Here is a 19357-nt window from a genome sequence, read left to right on the forward strand (position 1 = left end):
TCTCTTTCGGCGTCATGCTCCAGGGAGACATCAAGCATGGCCGGAACTTTCGTTATCGCGCAGGGCGGCGGCCCGACCGCCGTCATCAACCAGACGGTCGTGGGCGCCACGCTGGAGATCCGCAGGCGCCATCCCGGCGCCAAGGTGCTGGGCTCCCTGCACGGCGTGCGCGGCATCCGTGACGGCAACTATGTCGACCTCTCCGCGATCCCGGAGGACCGGCTGCGGCTGATCGCCGGAACGCCGAGCGCCGCCCTCGGGTCGACGCGCGACAAGCCGGATGCCGCCTATTGCGAGGTCATCCTGAAGGGCCTGCAGAAGGCGGGCGCCGACGCTTTCATCTATATCGGCGGCAACGACACCTCGGGCACGCAGCAGATCCTGACCGATGCCGCCGGCGGCAAGATCGCTTTCGTCCATGCGCCGAAGACCATCGACAACGATCTCGAGGAAAACGACCATACGCCGGGCTTCATGTCCGCGGCCGAATTCGTCGCTGGCGCCTTCCTGTCCGTCGATCTCGATTTCCGCGCGCTTCCCGGCATCTATGTCGGCATCGTCATGGGCCGCCATGCCGGCTTCCTGACCGCGGCGTCGGCGGCCTGGCAGCTCGATTCCGACAGCGGCCCGCATCTGGTCTACGTCCCGGAGCGGCCGTTCTCCGCCGCCGGTTTCATCGACGACGTGCGCGCCACCCTCGACCGCCACAAGCGCTGCATCGTCGCCGTGTCGGAAGGCGTCAGCACCGCCGACGGCAAGGCACTGGTCGAAAGCCTGGTGCCGGCGGACAAGCTCGAGCGCGACCAGCACGGCAACGTCAAACTCTCGGGCAGCGACCTGCCGGCGGCGCTCGAACGGGCATTGGCCGAGGGGCTGCCGGGCAAGCGTGCCCGCGTCGACGCACTCGGCTACATGCCGCGCGGCTATGTCGGCTCCATCAGCCCGGTCGATGCGCAGGAGGCCTTCGATGCCGGCGCCTTTGCCGTCGGCGTCGCCGAACAGGGCGGCGGCTCGGTGGCGTTGCAATATGATGGCAGCAAGATAGTGCTGAAGAAGGTGCCGCTGAAGAACGTCGCCGGCAAGACCCGTCACATGCCCGACGATTTCATGAAGCCCGACGCCAACCAGCTGTCCGAGGCCGGCATGGCCTATCTCAAGCGGCTGGTGCCGGAAAAATACAAGGTCGGAAAGCCGTTCGTCTGATGCCGGGTTCGCTTGATGCCCGGCTCACACTTGATGCCCAGGCTCATCCTGATGGATAACTGGTTCTCCAGGCGCATCGTCGACGGCAGGACGACGATGCTGACCGAGCCGTTCGTGCACGACTATGTGCGCGCCAATATCTGGCATTTCACCGGCCGCGACGCCGACCTTCTGGTCGACACCGGGATGGGCATCTGTCCGCTGGCGCCGGAGATAAAGACGGCCGAAGGCAAGCCGCTTCTGGTCGTCGCCACCCATATCCACCTCGACCATGTCGGCTCGCTGCACGAATTTCCGCTGCGGGCCGGGCCAAGGATGAGCGCAGCGCAATTCGAGAGCATGGATGAGGCCGCGACTTACGCCTACATGTTCCACGATCTCGAGGGGGCCGTTTCGAAATTGCCGGCGCCTGGCTGGAAGTCGGCCGACTATGCGATAGCGCCGGCACCGTTGACGCGTATGCTCGACGAAGGCGACGTGGTCGATCTAGGCGACCGCCGGTTTCGGGTGCTGCATCTCCCCGGACATTCGCCGGATTCGATCGCGCTTTTCGATGAGACCGACGGCCTGTTTTTCAGCGGCGACGCCATCTATGACGACACGCTGATCGACGATTTGCCGGATTCCGACCGGGAGGCCTATCGCAACACGATGCGCCGGCTGCTCGACCTGCCGATCAGGATCGGCCATGGCGGCCACGGCCCGAGCTTCGACGGCGGGCGCATGCGCGAAATCGCGTCGGCCTATCTGCGATCCGTAAGCGCACTCTGAATTAAATCTTCGTAAGGTCGGGCTAAAACCCTAAATCGCGCAGATCGGCGCCCTAGATAGTTGTTGTCGATCCGGCCGGCTGCCATGCGTGGCGAGGCAGGCAACCCGGGCCGTCGGCACGCTGACGGGCACTTCTCCCAGGAAGACCCGCGGCGCGGATCAACCCCTCGCCCGGACAGAACGACCATGTCAAACCTGAGCATTCTTCGTAGGCATCGCATCGCCGCCCTGCTGGGCGCCGCGCTGCTGGTTTCTCCCTTTGTCGTCTCATTCGCCGACAGCGCGAACGGCGTCGGCACGGGCAACACGGTTGCAACGACGCAGACCCCCGTTGCCGGGACCACGGCCCCGAGCGGTTCGTTGGCGCCGATCGTGGCCACGACCAAGCCGGCCGTCGTGACCGTGACCACGGTCATGAAAGGACAGCCGGAAGCCATGAACGAAGCGTCGCCCTTCGATGGCGCCTCGCCCTTCGACGATTATTTCCGCCAGTTCTTCGGCGATCAGGGCATGCCCGCTCCCAAGACGCCTCCGCAACAGCGGTTGCCGCGGGCCGAAGCGCTCGGTTCGGGCTTCATCGTCGGTGCCGACGGCACCATCGTCACCAACAACCATGTCGTCGACGGCGCTTCCTCGATAAAGGTCACGCTCGACGACGGCACGGAGCTCCCGGCCAAGCTGGTCGGTCACGATGCCAAGAACGACCTCGCCGTGCTGAAGATCAACGCCGGCAAGTCGTTGCCAACCGTGAAGTGGGGCGACTCCGACAAGCTCATGACAGGCGACCAGGTGCTGGCGATCGGCAATCCGTTCGGCATCGGCACCACGGTAACAGCCGGTATCGTCTCGGCGCGTGGCCGCGACCTGCATAGCGGGCCGTTCGACGATTTCATCCAGATCGACGCGCCGATCAATCACGGCAATTCCGGCGGCCCGCTGGTGGACGTCAATGGCAATGTCGTCGGCATCAACACGGCGATCTATTCGCCTAATGGCGGCAGCGTCGGTGTCGGTTTCGCCATTCCGTCTGACCAGGCTGAGAAGGTGGTCGCCAAGCTGATGAAGGGCGGCAACATCGAATACGGCTATCTCGGCGTCGAGATCCAGCCCGTCACCCCGGATGTGGCAAGCGCCATCGGGCTGGACCGTCCCAGCGGTGCCTTGGTCTCGCAGGTCAATGACGGCTCGCCCGCGGCCAAGGCCGGCGTCGAGACCGGCGACGTCATCACCGGCTTCGCCGGGCAGGACGTCAAGGATCCCAAGGACCTGTCACGAGCCGTCGCCGACGTCGCGCCGGGTGCCAAGGAGAGACTGGATGTCTGGCGCAAGGGCAAGGCCATGCAGATCTCGGTGGAGGTCGGACGCAACAGCGACGATGTGAAAACGGCGTCGACGGACGACTCCAGCGCGCCGGGCACCGAACAGGGTTCCCGCGTGCCGGCCGTCGGCCTTGGCTTGATGGATATCACGCCGGACATCCGCCAGCAGATGAACCTGCCCGAGAACGAGCACGGCGCCGTGGTTGCGAGCGTCAATCCCGACAAGCCGGCAGCGACTGCCGGCATCCAGCCGGGCGATGTCATCGTCGCCGTCAACCAGGCTCCGGTGAAGAGCGCCAGGCAGGTGACCCAAGCGATTGCCCAAGCCGGCAAATCCGGACGCAAATCGGTGCTGCTTCTGGTGGAGCGCGGCGACACCCAGATCTATGTCGCCGTGCCGTTCGCCAATGGCTGACACATAAACAGCGGCGTGGCGGGCTTGTGGAGCGCCCGCCACGCCCAGTCTATCGGCTACAACTTGCGCAGCGCCACCTCCTCGATCAGGTGGTCGGCGCCCTTGCGCAGGATCAAGTCGGCGCGGGCACGCGTCGGCAGGATGTTTTCGCACAGGTTCTTCAGGTTGATGTTGGTCCACAGGCCCTCGGCGATCGCCTTGGCCGCATCCTCCGACAGCTGCGAATAGCGGTGGAAGAAGGAGTCCGGATCGCGGAAGGCGGTTTCGCGCAGCCGCATGAAGCGGGAAATATACCAATTGTGGATCAGCTTCTCGTCGGCATCGATGTAGATGGCGAAGTCGAAGAAGTCCGACAGGAAGGGCACGATCTTGCCGTCCTGCGGCAGCTTGCCCGGCTGCAGCACGTTGATGCCTTCGAAGATCAGGATGTCGGGCCGGTCGATGGTCACGAACTCGCCGGGGATGACGTCATAGGTAAGGTGCGAATAGACCGGCGCGCGGACATCGGGCAACGCCGACTTGATGCCTGAGAGGAAACGCAGCAGCGCGCCGACATCGTAGCTGTCGGGGAAACCCTTGCGCTCCATCAGGTTTTCGCGGCGCAGCACCTCGTTGGGCAGCAGAAAACCGTCCGTGGTGATGAGGTCGACCTTCGGGCTTGAGGGCCACCGCGCCAGCAATTCCTTCAGCACGCGCGCCGTGGTCGATTTGCCGACCGCGACAGAACCGGCAATGCCGATGATGAAAGGCGTTTTGGCCACGTCGGCGGCGTTGAAGAAAGCCTGGCGCTGCCGGAACAGAAGCTGGCTCGCCTCGACATGCGCCGACAAAAGCCGCGACAAGGACAGATAGATGCGCTTGACCTCTTCGAGGTCGACCGGGTCGTTGAGCGAACGCAGGCGGCGGAACTCGTCCTCGCTCAGCGTCAGCGGCGTATCGGCGCGGAACCGCGACCATTGCTCGGCCGAGAAGAAGCGAAACGGAGAATATTTCTCGGTTGGCGCGAGCTGATCCATCGAGATACCTGCCCTTCCTCCCGATCAGCCCTTGGGCCGCGACGCCTTCTCGGCGATGCCCGAACGCCCGGTACGGGCTTCGAGCTCCTTGAGCACGTCGTTCAACGGGACACCCGAGATGCCGAGAACGACAAGCCAATGATATATAAGATCGGCGCTTTCGGAAACGAGGCCCTGTTTGTCGCCCTTGACGGCGGCGATCACGGTCTCGACCGCCTCCTCGCCGAGTTTCTGCGCCGCCTTGTCGATGCCCCGGGCGTAAAGCTTGGCCGTCCACGAATCCGGATCGCCGGAATGGGCGCGGTCGCTGACGATTTTTTCCAGGTCGGAGAGCGAAAACTCGGCCATGTCGATCTATCTTCTTGTTTAAGCCGGATTTTTCCCGAAAGCCGGCTTCGGGAGCATGCTCTAGGACCTGTTGCCCAGCGAGTCCAGCCGCATAGGCAGGCCGGCCTCGGCCATATGCGCCTTGGCTTCGGCGATGGTGTAGGTGCCGAAATGGAAGATGGAGGCGGCCAGCACAGCACCCGCATGGCCGTCGCGAATGCCTTCGACCATGTGGTCGAGCGTGCCGACGCCACCCGAAGCGATGACCGGCGCGCGCACCGCGTCCGACACCGCGCGGGTCAGCGCGATGTCGTAGCCGGCCTTGGTGCCGTCGCGGTCCATCGAGGTCAACAGGATCTCGCCGGCACCGCGATCGACCATTTTCCGGGCGAATTCCACGGCGTCGATGCCGGTCTTCTCGCGCCCGCCATGGGTGAAGATCTCCCAGCGGTCGGCCTCGCCGGGGCCGGAGACTTTCTTGGCGTCGATGGCGACGACGATGCATTGGTTGCCGAACTTGTCGGCGGCTTCGGCGACGAAATCCGGGTTCTTCACCGCCGCCGTGTTGATCGACACCTTGTCGGCCCCCGCCAGCAGCAATTTTCGGATGTCGGCCACCTGGCGCACGCCGCCGCCGACGGTCAGCGGCATGAAGCATTGTTCCGCGGTGCGGGCGATGACGTCGAAGATGGTCTCGCGATTGTCCGACGAAGCGGTGATGTCGAGAAAGCAAAGTTCGTCGGCGCCGGCGGCATCATAGGCCTTGGCGGCCTCCACGGGATCGCCGGCGTCGATGAGGTCGACGAAATTGACGCCCTTGACGACACGGCCGTCCTTGACGTCGAGGCAAGGGATGACGCGGGCCTTCAGCATCAGCGACCCTCTATCGTGGCAAGCAGATCGTTGAGCAGCTGGCCGACCAGCGGCGGCACATCGGCCTGGGCATCGAAGGCCGGATCGTAAGCTGAAACGGTGATGCCGACGACCGGTACCGCAAGCGCCATGGCGCAGGCCGCGTCGCGCAGCTGCTCCGGGTTCGGTCCGCCCGATGTGACGTAGCGGTTGGCCTGCAGCGCCTTGGGGTCGTGCACGTCGAGATCGAGATGCATGTGCACGCTGTTGGCGCCGGCGACCTTCAGTTTTTCCGTCGCTTGCGCCACGCCTGGACATTCCGTCCGGATGACAGGCAATGTTTCGAGAAGGTTTTCCTCCGCCGGATCGAGATCGCGGGCGTTGAGGAGCACGCAGCGCGCGGGATCGATCGGCCTGAAGCCGGGAATGGCGGCCGCCATCGGACGCCAGCACAGGCCGAGCACCGTCGACAGCGCCATGCCGTCGAGAAAGCCGTAGACGGACGTCTCGGGCGTGTTGAGGTCGCCATGCTGGTCTGCCCAGATGATCGCGTCGGCGCCTTCGCCGGCGACCGCGCCGGCTGACGTCAGGCAGTTTCCGGCCAGCACGATGGGAAACCGGCCCCTGTCGCGGGCCATGCGGACCTCGCCCGAGACGGCGTTGCAGACGGCAAAACCCGTGGCGATCTCGCGCTCCTGGCCGTCGCCGACCCTGCCGATATCCTCGACCGTGACGTCGTGGCCGGCAAGGGTCAGGGCATCGACAAGCCCGCCCGATATCAGCGCGTCGGGCCCCTGGCCCATGCCGCCATGATAGTGGCCGCTGTCATAGGAGGCCAGGATGAGCGAAACCTTCACGACCGCGCCTCCATCGCCGGCCGGCCCCGCAGGATGGCCAGCGCCTCTGTGGGATCGATGCGGCCGTCATAGAGGGCACGGCCCGAGATTGCGCCTTCGAGTTTTTTCGCATCGGGCATGGTCATGCGCACGATGTCGGCGATCGAAGCCAGTCCGCCCGAGGCGATGACCGGGATCGACACCGCGTCGGAAAGGTCGATGGTGGCGTCCCAGTTGATGCCGGTCAGCACGCCGTCGCGGTCGATGTCGGTATAGATGATGGCGGCGACGCCCGCGCCTTCGAATTTCCTGGCCAGTTCGATGACGCCGAGGCTCGAGGCTTCCGCCCAGCCTTCGACCGCCACCTTGCCGCCCTTGGCGTCGATGCCGACGGCGACCTTGCCCGGAAATGCCTTGCAGGCCTGCCTTACCAGATCGGGATCGCGCACCGCCACCGTGCCGAGGATGACGCGGGCCAGCCCACGGTCGAGCCAGTCCTCGATCTGCTCCAGCGTGCGAATGCCGCCGCCGAGCTGCACCGGGTTCTTCGTCGCCTTCAGGATGGCCCCTACCGCGGCGCTGTTGACGCTCTGGCCCTGGAAGGCGCCGTTGAGGTCGACGACATGCAGCCACTCGAAGCCCTGCCCTTCAAAGGCTTTTGCCTGCGCGGCGGGGTCGTCATTGTAGATCGTCGCGGTCGCCATATCGCCGTGCTTCAGCCGCACGCATTGGCCGTCCTTGAGGTCGATGGCTGGAAATAGGATCACTCAGGCACCCTCGACGATCGCGAAATGTCCGGTCGAAGCCGCCAGCCTGTTCTGCAACGCTGTCTGGTAGGCTGGCGATCGATAGCAGCTGAGCGCGGTTTCATAAGAGTCGAACTCGACCACCACCTGCCTGTCAAATTCCGATCCTTCGGGATTGGTCACTTGTCCGCCGCGCACAAGATAGCGGCCTCCGAAAGACGAAACCGCGTCGCCGATGGCGTCGCGGTAACGCTGATACCCTTCCGGATCTGTCACCGTCAGCATTACCATCCAGTAGCCCTTCTTGCTCATGGTTCAGGGCCTCCAGCGCAGGAAATTGGTGATCAGCGCCAGGCCCAGCGCCTGGCTCTTCTCAGGATGGAACTGCGTGCCAGCGAGATTGTCACGCGCGACCGTGGCCGTCACCGGGCCCCCATAGTCGGCGACCGCGAGGATCTCGTCCGGTTTTTTTGCGTCGAGATGGTAGGAGTGGACGAAATAGGCATGCAGTCCCGCCGCGCCGGTCGGAATGCCGGAGAACAATGGGTGCTTATGCCTCAATTCGATCGTGTTCCAGCCGATCTGCGGGATCTTCAGCGCCGGATCGGAAGGCGTGATCTCCTTGACGTCGCCCGATATCCAGCCGAACCCGTTGGTGACGATCTTTTCGAGGCCGCGCTCGGACATCAGCTGCATGCCGACGCAAATTCCCAGGAAAGGCCGGCCCTTGGCGATGGCGACGTCCTCGACCGCCTCCCACATGCCGTCCACGGCACGCAGGCCGGCCGCGCAATCGGCGTAAGCGCCGACGCCGGGCAGGACGATGCGGTCGGCCGTCCGCACCCGGTCGGCATCGGCCGTCAGGTCGATCTCGGCCGCGATGCCGGCCTCGCGCGCGGCGCGCTCGAAGGCCTTGGTGGCCGAGCGCAGATTGCCCGAACCGTAATCGATGATCGCAACCCGCATCTCAGCGCCGTCCCGGAATGTGGGTCAGCCCCAGCGCCATGCCTGGCTGTGCCGGGCGCGCCAAAGCGGCATCTGGGACGATGCGCGGCGCGGGTGCCGCTTCATCCGAAAGCCCTTCGACCTCAAGGGCATAGCGCATGTCGGCGTCGGCGAGCCAGCCGGCCTCGACGACGCCCCACTCATGCCAACCGCGGCGGCGCAGTGCCGCGATGCGCAAGCCCTGTCCTTCCAGTCCGACATAGAGCGAGACGAGCAGCGACAAAAGCGAGCCGGCCACACCGAGCCCAAGTCTCTCGCCAAGCATCGACAGCACGCCCATGACGACAAAGGCGAGCGCCGCTTCGACCCACATCCGGTGCCAGGCAAGCCACAGCGGCGGCACAAGCAGGCCGAGCCAGGTGAAGCCGTCGCGGACTAAGGTCGTCGTGTCGACTTTCTCGCTGCGGCCAGGTGGCTCCATCACGACATAGGCGGTCATGAGGCTATCCCTTCAAAGAACCCTTGGTGGAGGGAACCGCGTCAGGCTGGCGCGGATCGCGCTCGAGCGCGGCGCGCAGCGCGCGCGCCACCGCCTTGAAGCAGGTCTCGGCGACATGATGGTTGTTGGCGCCATAATGGTTGGTGACATGCAGCGTGATGCCGGCGTTCTGCGCCAGCGCCTGGAAGAATTCGCGCACCAGTTCGGTGTCGAAGGTGCCGATCTTCGGCGACGAGAACGACACGTTCCAGACCAGGAAGGGGCGGCCCGACACGTCGATCGCCGCGCGCGTCAGCGTCTCGTCCATGGCAAGGTCGATCGAGGCGTAGCGCATGATGCCGCGCCGCTCGCCCAGCGCCTTGGTCAAGGCCTGCCCGAGCGCGATGCCGGTGTCCTCGACCGTGTGGTGGTCGTCTATATGCAGGTCGCCCGTCGCCCTGACTGTCATGTCGATCAGGGAATGGCGGGAAAGCTGGTCCAGCATATGGTCGAAGAAGCCGACGCCGGTGGCGATGTCCGATTTGCCGGAGCCGTCGACATGGATCGACACGGAGATATCGGTTTCCCCAGTCTTGCGGCTTGCATCGGCGGAACGAGGCGCCATCACTCTATCCTTGTGCCAGTGGTTCAGATCGTGACCGGTTCACGGGTCTCAAGCGCTCGCTGGCTTGAAAACGAGAGCCTTCTAGCAGCATGATCCGGCGATTGCCAGTTGCGATCCCGGCCGCTATCGAGCGGTTTGCAATCATTGGCCCCGTGCATACATATGGCCGATCAAAGTCACTCGTACCGCGCCAAATCGCCTTTTGAAGGGATGGTGCGAATCGGAGCCAAGAAATGTCCAATGAATTGACCATGCACGCCACGACCATCGTGACGGTGCGCAAGGGCAACAAGGTGGTGATCGCCGGCGACGGCCAGGTCAGCCTGGGCCAGACCATCATGAAGGGCAATGCCCGCAAAGTGCGCCGCATCGGCAAGGGCGGCAATGTGATTGCCGGTTTCGCGGGCGCTACCGCCGACGCCTTTACGCTGCTGGAACGCCTCGAAGCCAAGCTCGAACAATATCCCGACCAACTGACGCGCGCCTGCGTCGAGCTCGCCAAGGACTGGCGCACCGATCGCTATCTGCGCCGGCTGGAGGCGATGATGCTGGTCGCCGACAAATCGGTCTCGCTGGCGCTGACCGGCAATGGCGATGTGCTGGAACCCGAACATGGCGTCATGGCCATCGGTTCGGGCGGCAATTACGCGCTGGCCGCGGCACGCGCGCTGATGGATACGGACAAGGATGCCGAGGAGATCGCCCGCAGGGCGATGCAGATCGCGTCCGATATCTGCGTCTACACCAACAACAATTTCGTCGTCGAAACGCTCGATGCCGCCTGAACCAGACCATGACCCCGCAAGGTGGGAACCGGTTTTCGGAAAAGATCATGGTCAAACAAGAAAGTAGCTACGATTTTCGGCCGGTGACCAAAAAGGACCTGCCGATGATCGCCGGCTGGCTCGCCGAGCCTCATGTTGCGGAGTGGTGGGACGATCCCGAGACGGAAATCGCGGAGATTGCCGATCACCTAGACTCGATTTCCGTCGAGCCGCTGATCGTTGAGCTCGACGGAAAGCCGATCGCCTATCTGCAGAGCTATGACCCGCATATGGAAGACGGCCATCCCTATGCCGATCAGCCGTTCGGCACGTTGGGCATCGATGTCTCGATCGGCCGGCCGGAACTGATCGGCATCGGCCATGGCTCGGCCATCGTGCGTCAGTTCGTCGAAGACCTGTTCGAGGAAGGCGTGCCGCGTGTCATCATCGATCCCGACCCCGCCAATCTCAGGGCCATCCGCGCCTATGAAAAGGCGGGTTTCCGGGCCATTGATCGCAGGCAGTCAATCTATGGCGACGTCGTGCTGATGGCGATCGATGCCGAAGACGCGCAAGAGGGGTAATCCAGGGCATGGTCATATCCAGCGGGGACAAGGGCCTTTCGGCCTACGAGGACAGCTGGCGGATGGGGCTGCTGATCGTCGCCGGCCTGCTCGCCGCCCAGGCTGTCACGCTCTATCTGATGGGCCATCCGCCGATCTGCACCTGCGGCTATGTCAAGCTGTGGCATGGCGTGGTGAACAGTTCGGAGAACTCCCAGCACATTTCGGACTGGTACACTTTCTCGCACATCATCCACGGCTTCCTGTTCTATGCGCTGGCCCGGTTCCTGTTCCCGCGCTCGCCGATCGGCTTGCGGCTGGCATTCGCCGTCCTCGTCGAGGGCGGCTGGGAAATCCTCGAAAACAGCCCGTTCATCATCGAGCGCTACCGCGCCGGCACCATTTCGCTCGATTATTACGGCGATTCGATCATCAATTCGGTGTCCGACACACTGGCCATGGTGCTGGGATTTGTGATGGCGCGAAGGCTACCTATATGGGTGATCGTCAGCCTCGCCATCCTCTTCGAACTGGGTACCGGCTATCTTATCCGGGACAATCTTACACTCAACGTGATCATGCTGCTGCATCCGTTCGAGGCCATCAAGCAGTGGCAAAGTGGAATTTAGTGATATGAGCACATTTTCTCCCCGCGAAATCGTTTCGGAACTCGACCGCTTCATCATCGGCCAGAAGGACGCCAAGCGCGCCGTGGCCATTGCCTTGCGCAACCGCTGGCGCCGCCAGCAGCTCGAAGGCCAGATGCGCGAAGAGGTGATGCCGAAGAATATCCTGATGATCGGCCCGACCGGCGTCGGCAAGACCGAGATCTCGCGCCGCCTGGCCCGGCTGGCCGGCGCGCCTTTCGTCAAGGTCGAGGCGACCAAGTTCACCGAAGTCGGCTATGTCGGTCGCGACGTCGAGCAGATCATCCGCGATCTGGTCGAAATCGCCATCGGGCTGGTGCGCGAAAAGATGCGCGAGGACGTGAAGGCACGCGCCCATGTCAACGCCGAGGAACGCGTGCTGGAAGCGCTGGTCGGCAAGACGGCGAGCCCGGCGACGCGCGATAGTTTCCGCAAGAAGCTGCGCGACGGCGAACTCGACGACAAGGAAATCGAAATCGAGGTGGCCGACACCGGCAATGGCGGCATGCCCGGCTTCGAAATTCCCGGCATGCCGGGCGCCAATATCGGCGTGCTCAACATCAACGACATGCTGTCGAAGGCAATGGGCGGCAAGAAGACCAAGCTGCGCAAGACGACGGTGAAGGAATCCTACGACCTGCTGGTCAGCGACGAGTCCGACAAGTTGCTCGACCAGGACGAGGTGGTGCGCCGGGCTCTGGACGCAGCGGAAAATGACGGCATCGTCTTCCTCGACGAGATCGACAAGATTGCCGCCAGGTCGGACATTTCGGGCGGCCCGTCGCGCGAAGGCGTGCAGCGCGACCTGCTGCCGCTGGTCGAGGGCACCACGGTGGCGACCAAATACGGGCCGTTGAAGACGGACCATATCCTGTTCATCGCCTCGGGCGCGTTTCACGTCTCGAAGCCGTCAGACCTGTTGCCGGAATTGCAGGGCCGCCTGCCGATCCGCGTCGAACTGCGTGCACTGGAGAAGGACGATTTCGTCCGCATCCTGACCGAGACGGAGGCCAGCCTGATCAAGCAGTACATCGCGCTGATGAAAACCGAAGGCGTCGAGCTGACCTTCACCGACGACGCCATCGATTCGCTGGCCGGCGTCGCCGTCGACCTCAACGCCAGCATCGAGAATATCGGCGCGCGGCGGCTGCAGACGGTGATGGAGCGGGTGCTGGACGAGATCTCCTATGATGCGCCCGACCGCAACGGCACGGCCGTCACCATCGACGCCGCCTATGTCCAGAAGCATGTCGGAGACCTCTCCAGAAACACCGATCTGTCGCGGTTCATCCTCTGAACGAAGATGCCGGAGCAGTCCGGCGCGGCATCGAGTAACAACTCCGGCAGGAGCCATGTGTGGCCAGATGGTATCATCTGGCCACCTTTCGTCTCGCCGGATGAAGAGGCGCTCTCGACTCGACCAGGTGCTTTACCTAGTTTGCGCGGCAATTCTCTAGGCGGCGGCGCATGAAAAAACTCATCCTGGTCATTCTCGGCTTGACGCTGGCGGCGACGCTGTTCGCCGCCGACGCGGCGACATTGGTGCCGCCGGGAAACCGCAATGCCGAGCAGCCCGACATTCCCGGCGCCTCCAGTCGCCGCACCCAGGCGACCAACACCAGCTTCCAGGCGAAGTATCGCAAGGTCTACGCGCTGTTGCAGAACGACCCCGACCTGCGCGGCAAGATCAAGAAGGCGGCAAGCGCCTATGGCATCGACCCGATGCACATCGTCGGCGCCATCGTTGGCGAGCACACCTACAATGTCGACGCCTATGACCGGCTGCAGACCTATTATGTCAAGGCGATCTCCTACCTCTCGAGCAAGCTCTCCTTCGCCTATGATGGTGAGGACATCAGCGATTTCGTGCAGCGGCCGGAATTCAGGAAATGCGACGCGATTTCGGACAGCTACGATCTGTGGGAATGCCGTGAACAGGTTTGGAACCGCTCGTTTCGCGGCAAGACGGTCGGCGGCGAGGATTTCCCCGACAACCGCTTCGGCGCCACCTTCTTCCAGCCCTATTATGCCGGCCAGACCTTCGGTCTCGGCCAGCTCAACCCGCTCACCGCCCTGCAGATGAGCGATCTCGTGCACAAGGTCTCCGGCTTGCCGAAGCTCGACGTCTCCGATCCCAATTCGGTCTACAAGACCATCATGGATCCGGACCTGACGCTTCCTTACGTCGCCGCGACGATCAGGAAGTCGATCGACGCCTATAAGAGCATCGCCGGCTTCGACATTTCGGGCAATCCGGGCCTGACCGCCACGCTCTACAATGTCGGCAATCCGGAACAGCGCGCTTATGCGCTGAAGGTGGAAAACGAAAAACGCCGCGCCACCGGCGAGCCGGAGAAGCTGCCGGAAGAGAATTATTACGGCTGGCTGGTCAACGACAAATTGCCGGAGCTGAAGGCGCTGTTTTAGGGCGGACCCGGCGCGCTGACGTTGATTTGCCAAAGCCGCGCCGCCCCTCATTGTCCTGCCGGACATTTCTCCCCGTGTAGTGACGGGGAGAAAGACGCTGTCATCAATGATTTCGCCAATCGGTGCATGAATTGCGGCGAGGTTGCCATAGCCCCCTTCTCCCCGTTCTACGGGGAGAAGATGCCGGCAGGCAGATGAGGGGCGGCGCCGACATCCACAAGGTGCACGACCCCTATGCCGCCAGCAACGCCTTCAGCTTGACTTCAGGCGATCCCAGCGCGTCCGCCGACGGTTTTGCCCGCTTCGCGATCAGCATCTCGGCCAGCCTGATGTCGCGCGCCACCGCATTGCCCGGGCCGATGCCGCTGGCCGCCACCAGCCTGCCGTCCTCGGCCAGATGAAAGAGGATGAAGGCGCCGTCACCGAGATCGCGGCGCACGGTGCTACGGCCTTCGTCGGATAATCCCGCGATCTGCAGGGACAGGCCATACTGATCCGACCAGAACCACGGCACCGCGGCATGCGGCTCGCCGGCGCCCAGCATGTTCCTGGCCGCCAGTGCGCCCTGTTCCTGCGCGTTGCGCCAGGCTTCCAGCCGCACGCGGCGGCCGCCATAGATGGCAAGCGGGAACGAGCAGCAGTCGCCGGCGGCGAAGATGTCGGGATCGCTGCTGCGCAGTTCTGCGTCGACCGCGATGCCGTTTTCGATGGCCAGGCCGGCCCCCGCCGCCAGTCCGGTCACCGGCACGGCGCCGATGCCGATCACGGCGAGGTCGGCAATGATCTCCCGGCCGCCGGCGAGCGTCACCCGCACCTCCTTGCCGTCGTCGGCGACGGCGGAGATGCCTTCCCCACAGATCACGTCGACACCCTCGGCGACATGCGCGTCATGGGTGATTTCGGCGATCTCGGCCGGAACGCCGCGCATCAGGATGCGCGACTGCGCCTCGATGACGGTGACATCTGCGCCGAGCTTGCGCGCCGCCGCGGCAAGCTCGAGGCCGATGAAGCCGCCGCCGATGACGGCGATGCGATTGCCGGCGCTGAGATGAGCGCGGATGGCCAGCGCATCGGCGAAGGTCCTGAGATAGACGCAGCGCCCGCCAAGGCCAGGCATCGGCAGCTTGCGTGGGGTCGAGCCAGTGGCCAGCAGCAGCTTGTCGTAGGGCAGCACCGAGCCGTCGGACAGGCGCACCGTGTGCGCCGCGCGATCGATCGCGATCGCCTGAACGGAATGGATATGCCGGATCGCTTTTCCCGCCAGGATTTCGTCGCTGGCAATCGCCTTGATTGCAGGCGCGTCGCTGGCCATCGCCTCCTTGGACAGAGGTGGCCTCTCATAGGGCAGATGCGGCTCGTCGCCGACCAGCGTCACCGGCCCGTCATAGCCGAGATCGCGCAGCGTCAGTGCTGCCCGTCCGCCGCATTCGCCGGCCCCGATGATCACCATTCCCGGCGTCATGCCCTTTACCCGATCTGAACCAGCACTTTGCCGGCGTCGACCTTGACCGGATAGGTCCTTAGGTTGACGCAGACCGGCGCGCCCCTGGCCGCGCCCGTCTTGTAGTTGAAGCGGCCATTGTGCTTGGGGCATTCGATGATGTCGTCCATCACCAGCCCGTCGGCGAGATGCACCTTCTCATGCGTGCAAAGTCCGTCGGTGGCGAAATAATCGTCGTCAGGGCTGCGATAGATGGCGAAGGTACGCCCGCCATGATCGAAGCGCATCACATCTTCTTCGTCGATGTCACCGGCGGCACAGGCCTCGACCCAATCGCTCATTCAGTCCTCCCCTGGAGTTGTCGGATGTCATTCCGCCGCCGCGGCGACGATGTCGTTGTGGAATTCCTCGCGGTACGGCCTGGCGGTCGGCGGCAGCTCGCGCTTGAGGAAATAATCCTCGTTGCGCAGCTGGCGGCGGAAGGCCGGGATCATCTCGCGGTAACCGGCCAGGATCGAGGGCGTCGGCGCCGGCAAATCGTGCTTGATCAGCGCGTGCAGCCTGGGCAGCGCATGGTAGGGCACCATCGGGAACATGTGATGCTCGACATGGTAATTCATGTTCCAGTAGATGAAGCGGCTGATCGGGTTCATGTAGACGGTACGGCTGTTCAGCCGATGATCGGTGACGTTGTCGGCAAGGCCGCCATGCTGCAGCAGGCCGACCATCACATGATGCCAGGCGCCGTAGAGCCGGGGCAGGCCGACCAGCATCAAAGGCAGGAACGACCCGGTATAGAGTGCCAGCGCGATAGTCGCTGCATAGATCGCCGTCCAGATGCGGGCAATATGGATCGCCTTGGGCTGCTCCTGTTCGGGAATGAAGGTTTTTTCCGCAGCGCTGATGTTGCCTGCGGCGTTGCGCAGCATGTCCGACATCGCGTGCCAGGCGTCGAGCACGCCGACAAAACCGAGGACGAGGCGCGCCAGGTCCGGCGGCCGCATCACCGAGATCTCGGGATCGCGGCCGACGATGATGGTGTCGGTGTGATGGCGCGTGTGGCTCCAGCGCCAGGTCACCGGGTTGCGCATGATCATGAAGCAGGCGATCTGATAGACCGCGTCATTCATCCACTGCGTGCGAAACGCGGTTCCATGGCCGCATTCGTGCCAGCGTGAATCGGTCGACGAGCCGTAGAGCACGCCATAGACGAAGAAGAACGGCACGCACCACCAGCTGCCCCAGAACCAGGCACCGCCGGCGCCGCTGACGATGAGGGCGGTCAGCCAGATCGCGGTGTCGCGGATCGCCGGGCCATCGGAGCGCTGCATCAGCTCCTTCATCTGCTTGCGGGGAATGTCGGTGTGATACCACTCGGCGGCCGACAGGCCGTTCTCGACGGCAAGCCGGGCGTCGCGGCCGATCAGGCTGTAGTCACGCCGGGACGGCGCTGCGGTCATGATTGCCTCCCAAGGCAACGGGCTCGATACCCAGAAATAACGCCGCGCCATGATAGACTCAACATCACAAAGATAGTTTCTATCATTTCCTATCAAAGTAAGGTATCGATATCAGGCAATCGAGCGAGGACGATCATGGCGAAACGGCCGACCATCACTGATCTGGCGCGCGTCTCCGGCGTCAGTGTCGCCACGGTGGACCGCGTGCTCAACAATCGCTTGCCGGTGCGCGAGGAAACGGCGCGCCGCGTCTACGAGACCGCGACCGAGATCGGCTATCATGCCGCCGGCCTGATCAAGCAGAGGATGCGCCACGAGCTGCCGGAATACCGGCTGGGCTTCCTGCTTTTGAGAGGCAACGACGTCTTCTACACGGAGTTCGCGCGGCAGCTCGAACTCGCGGTGTCGCAATCGCAGCGCTTCCGCGGCGTCGCCATCATCGACTTCGCCAGTTCGCTGACGCCGGATGAAATCGTCGAGCGCACGCGCAAGCTGGCGGCCAAATGCAGGGCGGTCGCCCTGGTCGGGCCCGATCATCCGGCGCTGACGGTCACCGTCGAGGAGATGAAGGCCAAGGGATTGCCGGTCTTTTCCCTGCTGTCCGACTTCGCGGCCGGCATTCGCGAGGGCTATGTCGGCCTTGACAACCGCAAGGTCGGCCGCACCGCGGCCTGGATGATCTCCAAGGCGGCGAAGCGGCCGGGCAAGGTTGCGCTCTTCGTCGGCAGCCACCGCTTCCACGGCCATGAACTGCGCGAGATCGGCTTCCGCTCCTTCTTCCGCGAGCAGGCGCCGGACTTCACCTTGCTGGAAACGCTGGTCAATCTCGAGGCCAACCAGATCACGCAGGACACGCTGCTCGACCTGCTCGGCCGCCACCCGGACCTCGTCGGCTGCTACGTCGCGGGCGGCGGCATGGAAGGCGCGGTCGCGGCGCTGCGGCAGGCTAGGCCCGCCGAGATGCCGGCGGTCGTCTGCAACGAGATATCGGCGGTCTCGCGGTCCGCCCTGGCGGACGGGGTGCTGACCATGGTGATCTCCACGCCGCTGGCTGCCTTGTGCCGCGAACTGCTCGGCCTCATGGCGCATGCCATCGAGACGGGCGCGGCCAACGCACCCGGCCAGACCTTCCTGCCGTTCGACATCTACCTGCCCGAGAACATCTAGCGAGCTTTGGCCTAAAGCATAGCGCCCGACCTGCATCCAAATTGACGCATTACCGATCGCTAATATATACATACCCAATGGACGGGGATGGGTTTGGGTACATCGCTTTTGGGAGCGACGAGCTCTATGCGCGTGGCGCGCTCTTCAGCGCGCTTCGCTTGCTTCACTATTGCCCGGGTGCCAGGATCACGGTGCTGACCGACCGACCCTCCATTTTCGACGGCTATCCCATCGAAGCGATCGAGCTCACGGCCCAGAGACAGACCGAGATGTCCTTCGGCAATCGATACAGATTTGGCATCAAGGCCGCCGGCATCATCGATCTGCTTCAACGTTGCGAGCGCCTGTTCTTCATGGATGCGGACATGTATCCGACCGGCGACATATCGCGCTGTTTCAACCGAATTTCAGCCTTGTCCTCGATAATGTGGCGGTGCGAAGGGCGCCCAAAGGCTCCCTATCGCTCGCTCGAAGGCGAGGGGCTCTCCATTGGAGGCCGCATCCTGATCGGAGATGAAACGATGTGGGCGAGCGGCGTCCTTGGCGTTCATCATCACAACATTCCGGCGCTGGAGCGAGCATACGCGGCCAGCGAGAAAGTCAGTGAAATCGTGCATTTGCACACCCCGGAACAATTCTGTACCGGCGTCGCGCTATCCCAGGATGGGCGAACGATCAGCCGCCACTGGCTGCCGATCCGCAACTACAGTACCAGGGGAAAGAAGCTCCATGCCCGAAGGCGAATTGGAGCTTTCTTCGATCTCAACGGCAAGCTCAGTGTCGAACGGCAGGTGAAGCAGGCGGCGTCGTGCAGGGTCTGGAGAGCGCCGCTCGACCTCTTGTTGCAGAGAGACATCTGGCATTTCTGAACGCCATGCCATCGCCCGCCGACGGCATCCAAGGAATGGACCCGGCGCGCAGACGCCGTCGGCTCCGCACCGCATTCCCGTGTCCGCCAAAATCGCACATCCGGTTCTGGAATCTCCCTTGACGCCTCCCGAGCAAATGGAATAAATATTTCACCAGTCACGTATTTTGGTTCTTTCGTTCCGGAACATCTGTTTCATCAAGAGGCCTTGGCGTTCCAGCAAACGGCAGGCGCAACCCGGGGAGAGAGACGGTAATCGGGAGAGATTCCCCAGGCAGAACGGGGATTCCGGAGAGATCGGTGCAACCGGACACCAAAAGTGGAGGAGAAATACAATGAAGAAACTGCTTTTGGGCGTCGCCTTCGCGGCGCTGATGAGTTCATCGGCCATGGCCGCCAAGATCGGCGTGTCGATGGCCAAGTTCGACGACAATTTCCTCACCGTGCTGCGCAACGGCATGATCGAGCAGGCCAAGGGCATGAGCGG

General features: G+C 63.6%; 22 protein-coding genes and 1 pseudogene. 11 read left to right on the forward strand and 12 right to left on the reverse strand.

Annotated features, from left to right (window positions below):
• Positions 1 to 36 precede the first annotated feature (36 nt).
• The 3 genes from FJ950_RS28835 (at position 37) to FJ950_RS28845 (ending at position 3708) form a co-directional block, all read left to right on the forward strand.
• Positions 37 to 1203 (forward strand): diphosphate--fructose-6-phosphate 1-phosphotransferase, encoded by a 1167-nt coding sequence (locus FJ950_RS28835; protein ID WP_140620585.1) that lies wholly within the window; start codon positions 37 to 39, stop codon positions 1201 to 1203.
• A gap of 51 nt (positions 1204 to 1254) precedes the next feature.
• Positions 1255 to 1974: an MBL fold metallo-hydrolase gene (locus FJ950_RS28840; RefSeq protein ID WP_140620608.1), complete on the forward strand. Its 720-nt coding sequence runs from the start codon at positions 1255 to 1257 to the stop codon at positions 1972 to 1974.
• Positions 1975 to 2160: 186 nt separating this feature from the next.
• Positions 2161 to 3708: a DegQ family serine endoprotease gene (locus FJ950_RS28845; RefSeq protein WP_015314590.1), complete on the forward strand. Its 1548-nt coding sequence runs from the start codon at positions 2161 to 2163 to the stop codon at positions 3706 to 3708.
• A 56-nt stretch (positions 3709 to 3764) separates the two neighbouring features.
• Here the strand turns inward: FJ950_RS28845 and coaA are convergent, their stop codons facing one another.
• From coaA to hisB, 9 genes are read right to left on the reverse strand one after another with little or no spacing between them, the layout of a single operon-like run.
• Positions 3765 to 4724 (reverse strand): type I pantothenate kinase, encoded by a 960-nt coding sequence (gene coaA, locus FJ950_RS28850; RefSeq protein WP_140620587.1) that lies wholly within the window; start codon positions 4722 to 4724, stop codon positions 3765 to 3767.
• A gap of 24 nt (positions 4725 to 4748) precedes the next feature.
• Positions 4749 to 5072, reverse strand: coding sequence for a phosphoribosyl-ATP diphosphatase (locus FJ950_RS28855; protein ID WP_015314588.1), 324 nt, complete (start codon positions 5070 to 5072; stop codon positions 4749 to 4751).
• A 60-nt stretch (positions 5073 to 5132) separates the two neighbouring features.
• The gene (gene hisF, locus FJ950_RS28860) at positions 5133 to 5927 is read right to left on the reverse strand and encodes an imidazole glycerol phosphate synthase subunit HisF (protein ID WP_181171480.1); all 795 of its coding nucleotides are present in this window, start codon (positions 5925 to 5927) and stop codon (positions 5133 to 5135) included.
• Entirely contained in the window at positions 5924 to 6760 is an 837-nt protein-coding gene (locus FJ950_RS28865; protein WP_140620590.1) for an arginase family protein, read from the reverse strand. The genes hisF and FJ950_RS28865 overlap by 4 nt, the downstream gene beginning before the upstream one ends.
• The gene (gene hisA, locus FJ950_RS28870) at positions 6757 to 7506 is read right to left on the reverse strand and encodes a 1-(5-phosphoribosyl)-5-[(5-phosphoribosylamino)methylideneamino]imidazole-4-carboxamide isomerase (protein WP_140620592.1); all 750 of its coding nucleotides are present in this window, start codon (positions 7504 to 7506) and stop codon (positions 6757 to 6759) included. The genes FJ950_RS28865 and hisA overlap by 4 nt, the downstream gene beginning before the upstream one ends.
• Complete coding sequence (locus FJ950_RS28875; protein WP_015314584.1) at positions 7507 to 7797, reverse strand: DUF1330 domain-containing protein; 291 nt, start codon at positions 7795 to 7797, stop codon at positions 7507 to 7509.
• Positions 7798 to 7800: 3 nt separating this feature from the next.
• Positions 7801 to 8451, reverse strand: coding sequence for an imidazole glycerol phosphate synthase subunit HisH (gene hisH, locus FJ950_RS28880; RefSeq protein WP_140620594.1), 651 nt, complete (start codon positions 8449 to 8451; stop codon positions 7801 to 7803).
• 1 nt (position 8452) lies between these two features.
• Entirely contained in the window at positions 8453 to 8929 is a 477-nt protein-coding gene (locus FJ950_RS28885) for a DUF2628 domain-containing protein (protein WP_015314582.1), read from the reverse strand.
• A gap of 4 nt (positions 8930 to 8933) precedes the next feature.
• Positions 8934 to 9533, reverse strand: coding sequence for an imidazoleglycerol-phosphate dehydratase HisB (hisB, locus tag FJ950_RS28890; RefSeq protein WP_015314581.1), 600 nt, complete (start codon positions 9531 to 9533; stop codon positions 8934 to 8936).
• A gap of 233 nt (positions 9534 to 9766) precedes the next feature.
• On the opposite strand from hisB, the gene hslV reads away from it, so the two are divergent.
• The 5 genes from hslV (at position 9767) to FJ950_RS28915 (ending at position 13934) form a co-directional block, all read left to right on the forward strand.
• Positions 9767 to 10318 (forward strand): ATP-dependent protease subunit HslV, encoded by a 552-nt coding sequence (gene hslV, locus FJ950_RS28895; RefSeq protein ID WP_015314580.1) that lies wholly within the window; start codon positions 9767 to 9769, stop codon positions 10316 to 10318.
• A gap of 47 nt (positions 10319 to 10365) precedes the next feature.
• Entirely contained in the window at positions 10366 to 10881 is a 516-nt protein-coding gene (locus FJ950_RS28900; RefSeq protein WP_140620596.1) for a GNAT family N-acetyltransferase, read from the forward strand.
• Between the two features lie 8 nt (positions 10882 to 10889).
• Positions 10890 to 11489, forward strand: a complete 600-nt coding sequence (locus FJ950_RS28905; RefSeq protein ID WP_140620598.1) for a DUF2585 domain-containing protein — start codon at positions 10890 to 10892, stop codon at positions 11487 to 11489.
• A 4-nt stretch (positions 11490 to 11493) separates the two neighbouring features.
• Positions 11494 to 12804, forward strand: coding sequence for an ATP-dependent protease ATPase subunit HslU (gene hslU / locus FJ950_RS28910; RefSeq protein ID WP_015314577.1), 1311 nt, complete (start codon positions 11494 to 11496; stop codon positions 12802 to 12804).
• 170 nt (positions 12805 to 12974) lie between these two features.
• Entirely contained in the window at positions 12975 to 13934 is a 960-nt protein-coding gene (locus tag FJ950_RS28915) for a DUF1402 family protein (protein WP_140620600.1), read from the forward strand.
• A gap of 232 nt (positions 13935 to 14166) precedes the next feature.
• Here FJ950_RS28915 and FJ950_RS28925 read toward each other — a convergent pair whose 3' ends face one another.
• From FJ950_RS28925 to FJ950_RS28935, 3 genes are read right to left on the reverse strand one after another with little or no spacing between them, the layout of a single operon-like run.
• A complete protein-coding gene (locus FJ950_RS28925) occupies positions 14167 to 15396 on the reverse strand; it encodes an FAD-dependent oxidoreductase (RefSeq protein WP_140620602.1) in 1230 nt (409 codons plus the stop codon).
• 5 nt (positions 15397 to 15401) lie between these two features.
• Positions 15402 to 15716, reverse strand: a complete 315-nt coding sequence (locus FJ950_RS28930; RefSeq protein WP_015314574.1) for a MocE family 2Fe-2S type ferredoxin — start codon at positions 15714 to 15716, stop codon at positions 15402 to 15404.
• A 27-nt stretch (positions 15717 to 15743) separates the two neighbouring features.
• Positions 15744 to 16835, reverse strand: a complete 1092-nt coding sequence (locus FJ950_RS28935; protein ID WP_140620604.1) for a fatty acid desaturase family protein — start codon at positions 16833 to 16835, stop codon at positions 15744 to 15746.
• A 135-nt stretch (positions 16836 to 16970) separates the two neighbouring features.
• On the opposite strand from FJ950_RS28935, the gene FJ950_RS28940 reads away from it, so the two are divergent.
• The 3 genes and pseudogenes from FJ950_RS28940 to FJ950_RS30020 form a co-directional block, all read left to right on the forward strand.
• Positions 16971 to 18002: a LacI family DNA-binding transcriptional regulator gene (locus FJ950_RS28940; RefSeq protein WP_015314572.1), complete on the forward strand. Its 1032-nt coding sequence runs from the start codon at positions 16971 to 16973 to the stop codon at positions 18000 to 18002.
• Between the two features lie 77 nt (positions 18003 to 18079).
• On the forward strand, positions 18080 to 18871 hold the full coding sequence (locus FJ950_RS28945; protein ID WP_015314571.1) for a hypothetical protein: 792 nt from the start codon (positions 18080 to 18082) through the stop codon (positions 18869 to 18871).
• A 334-nt stretch (positions 18872 to 19205) separates the two neighbouring features.
• Positions 19206 to 19357 (forward strand): annotated as a pseudogene (locus FJ950_RS30020) (rhizopine-binding protein); the annotation flags it as partial.

The organism is Mesorhizobium sp. B2-3-14, assembly GCF_006442175.1.
In the GTDB taxonomy this organism is placed as follows: domain Bacteria; phylum Pseudomonadota; class Alphaproteobacteria; order Rhizobiales; family Rhizobiaceae; genus Mesorhizobium; species Mesorhizobium australicum.

Excerpts from the sequence above, each read along its gene's own strand:
- hisB (WP_015314581.1), bottom strand. The coding sequence starts at position 9,533 with ATGGCGCCTCGTTCCGCCGATGCAAGCCGCAAGACTGGGGAAACCGAT.
- FJ950_RS28845 (WP_015314590.1), top strand. The coding sequence starts at position 2,161 with ATGTCAAACCTGAGCATTCTTCGTAGGCATCGCATCGCCGCCCTGCTG.
- FJ950_RS28935 (WP_140620604.1), bottom strand. The coding sequence starts at position 16,835 with ATGACCGCAGCGCCGTCCCGGCGTGACTACAGCCTGATCGGCCGCGAC.
- coaA (WP_140620587.1), bottom strand. The coding sequence starts at position 4,724 with ATGGATCAGCTCGCGCCAACCGAGAAATATTCTCCGTTTCGCTTCTTC.
- hslU (WP_015314577.1), top strand. The coding sequence starts at position 11,494 with ATGAGCACATTTTCTCCCCGCGAAATCGTTTCGGAACTCGACCGCTTC.
- FJ950_RS28940 (WP_015314572.1), top strand. The coding sequence starts at position 16,971 with ATGGCGAAACGGCCGACCATCACTGATCTGGCGCGCGTCTCCGGCGTC.
- FJ950_RS28945 (WP_015314571.1), top strand. The coding sequence starts at position 18,080 with ATGGACGGGGATGGGTTTGGGTACATCGCTTTTGGGAGCGACGAGCTC.
- hisH (WP_140620594.1), bottom strand. The coding sequence starts at position 8,451 with ATGCGGGTTGCGATCATCGATTACGGTTCGGGCAATCTGCGCTCGGCC.
- FJ950_RS28855 (WP_015314588.1), bottom strand. The coding sequence starts at position 5,072 with ATGGCCGAGTTTTCGCTCTCCGACCTGGAAAAAATCGTCAGCGACCGC.
- FJ950_RS28905 (WP_140620598.1), top strand. The coding sequence starts at position 10,890 with ATGGTCATATCCAGCGGGGACAAGGGCCTTTCGGCCTACGAGGACAGC.
- FJ950_RS28885 (WP_015314582.1), bottom strand. The coding sequence starts at position 8,929 with ATGACCGCCTATGTCGTGATGGAGCCACCTGGCCGCAGCGAGAAAGTC.
- FJ950_RS28835 (WP_140620585.1), top strand. The coding sequence starts at position 37 with ATGGCCGGAACTTTCGTTATCGCGCAGGGCGGCGGCCCGACCGCCGTC.
- hslV (WP_015314580.1), top strand. The coding sequence starts at position 9,767 with ATGTCCAATGAATTGACCATGCACGCCACGACCATCGTGACGGTGCGC.
- FJ950_RS28875 (WP_015314584.1), bottom strand. The coding sequence starts at position 7,797 with ATGAGCAAGAAGGGCTACTGGATGGTAATGCTGACGGTGACAGATCCG.
- FJ950_RS28840 (WP_140620608.1), top strand. The coding sequence starts at position 1,255 with ATGGATAACTGGTTCTCCAGGCGCATCGTCGACGGCAGGACGACGATG.
- FJ950_RS28930 (WP_015314574.1), bottom strand. The coding sequence starts at position 15,716 with ATGAGCGATTGGGTCGAGGCCTGTGCCGCCGGTGACATCGACGAAGAA.
- FJ950_RS28915 (WP_140620600.1), top strand. The coding sequence starts at position 12,975 with ATGAAAAAACTCATCCTGGTCATTCTCGGCTTGACGCTGGCGGCGACG.
- FJ950_RS28900 (WP_140620596.1), top strand. The coding sequence starts at position 10,366 with ATGGTCAAACAAGAAAGTAGCTACGATTTTCGGCCGGTGACCAAAAAG.
- FJ950_RS28925 (WP_140620602.1), bottom strand. The coding sequence starts at position 15,396 with ATGACGCCGGGAATGGTGATCATCGGGGCCGGCGAATGCGGCGGACGG.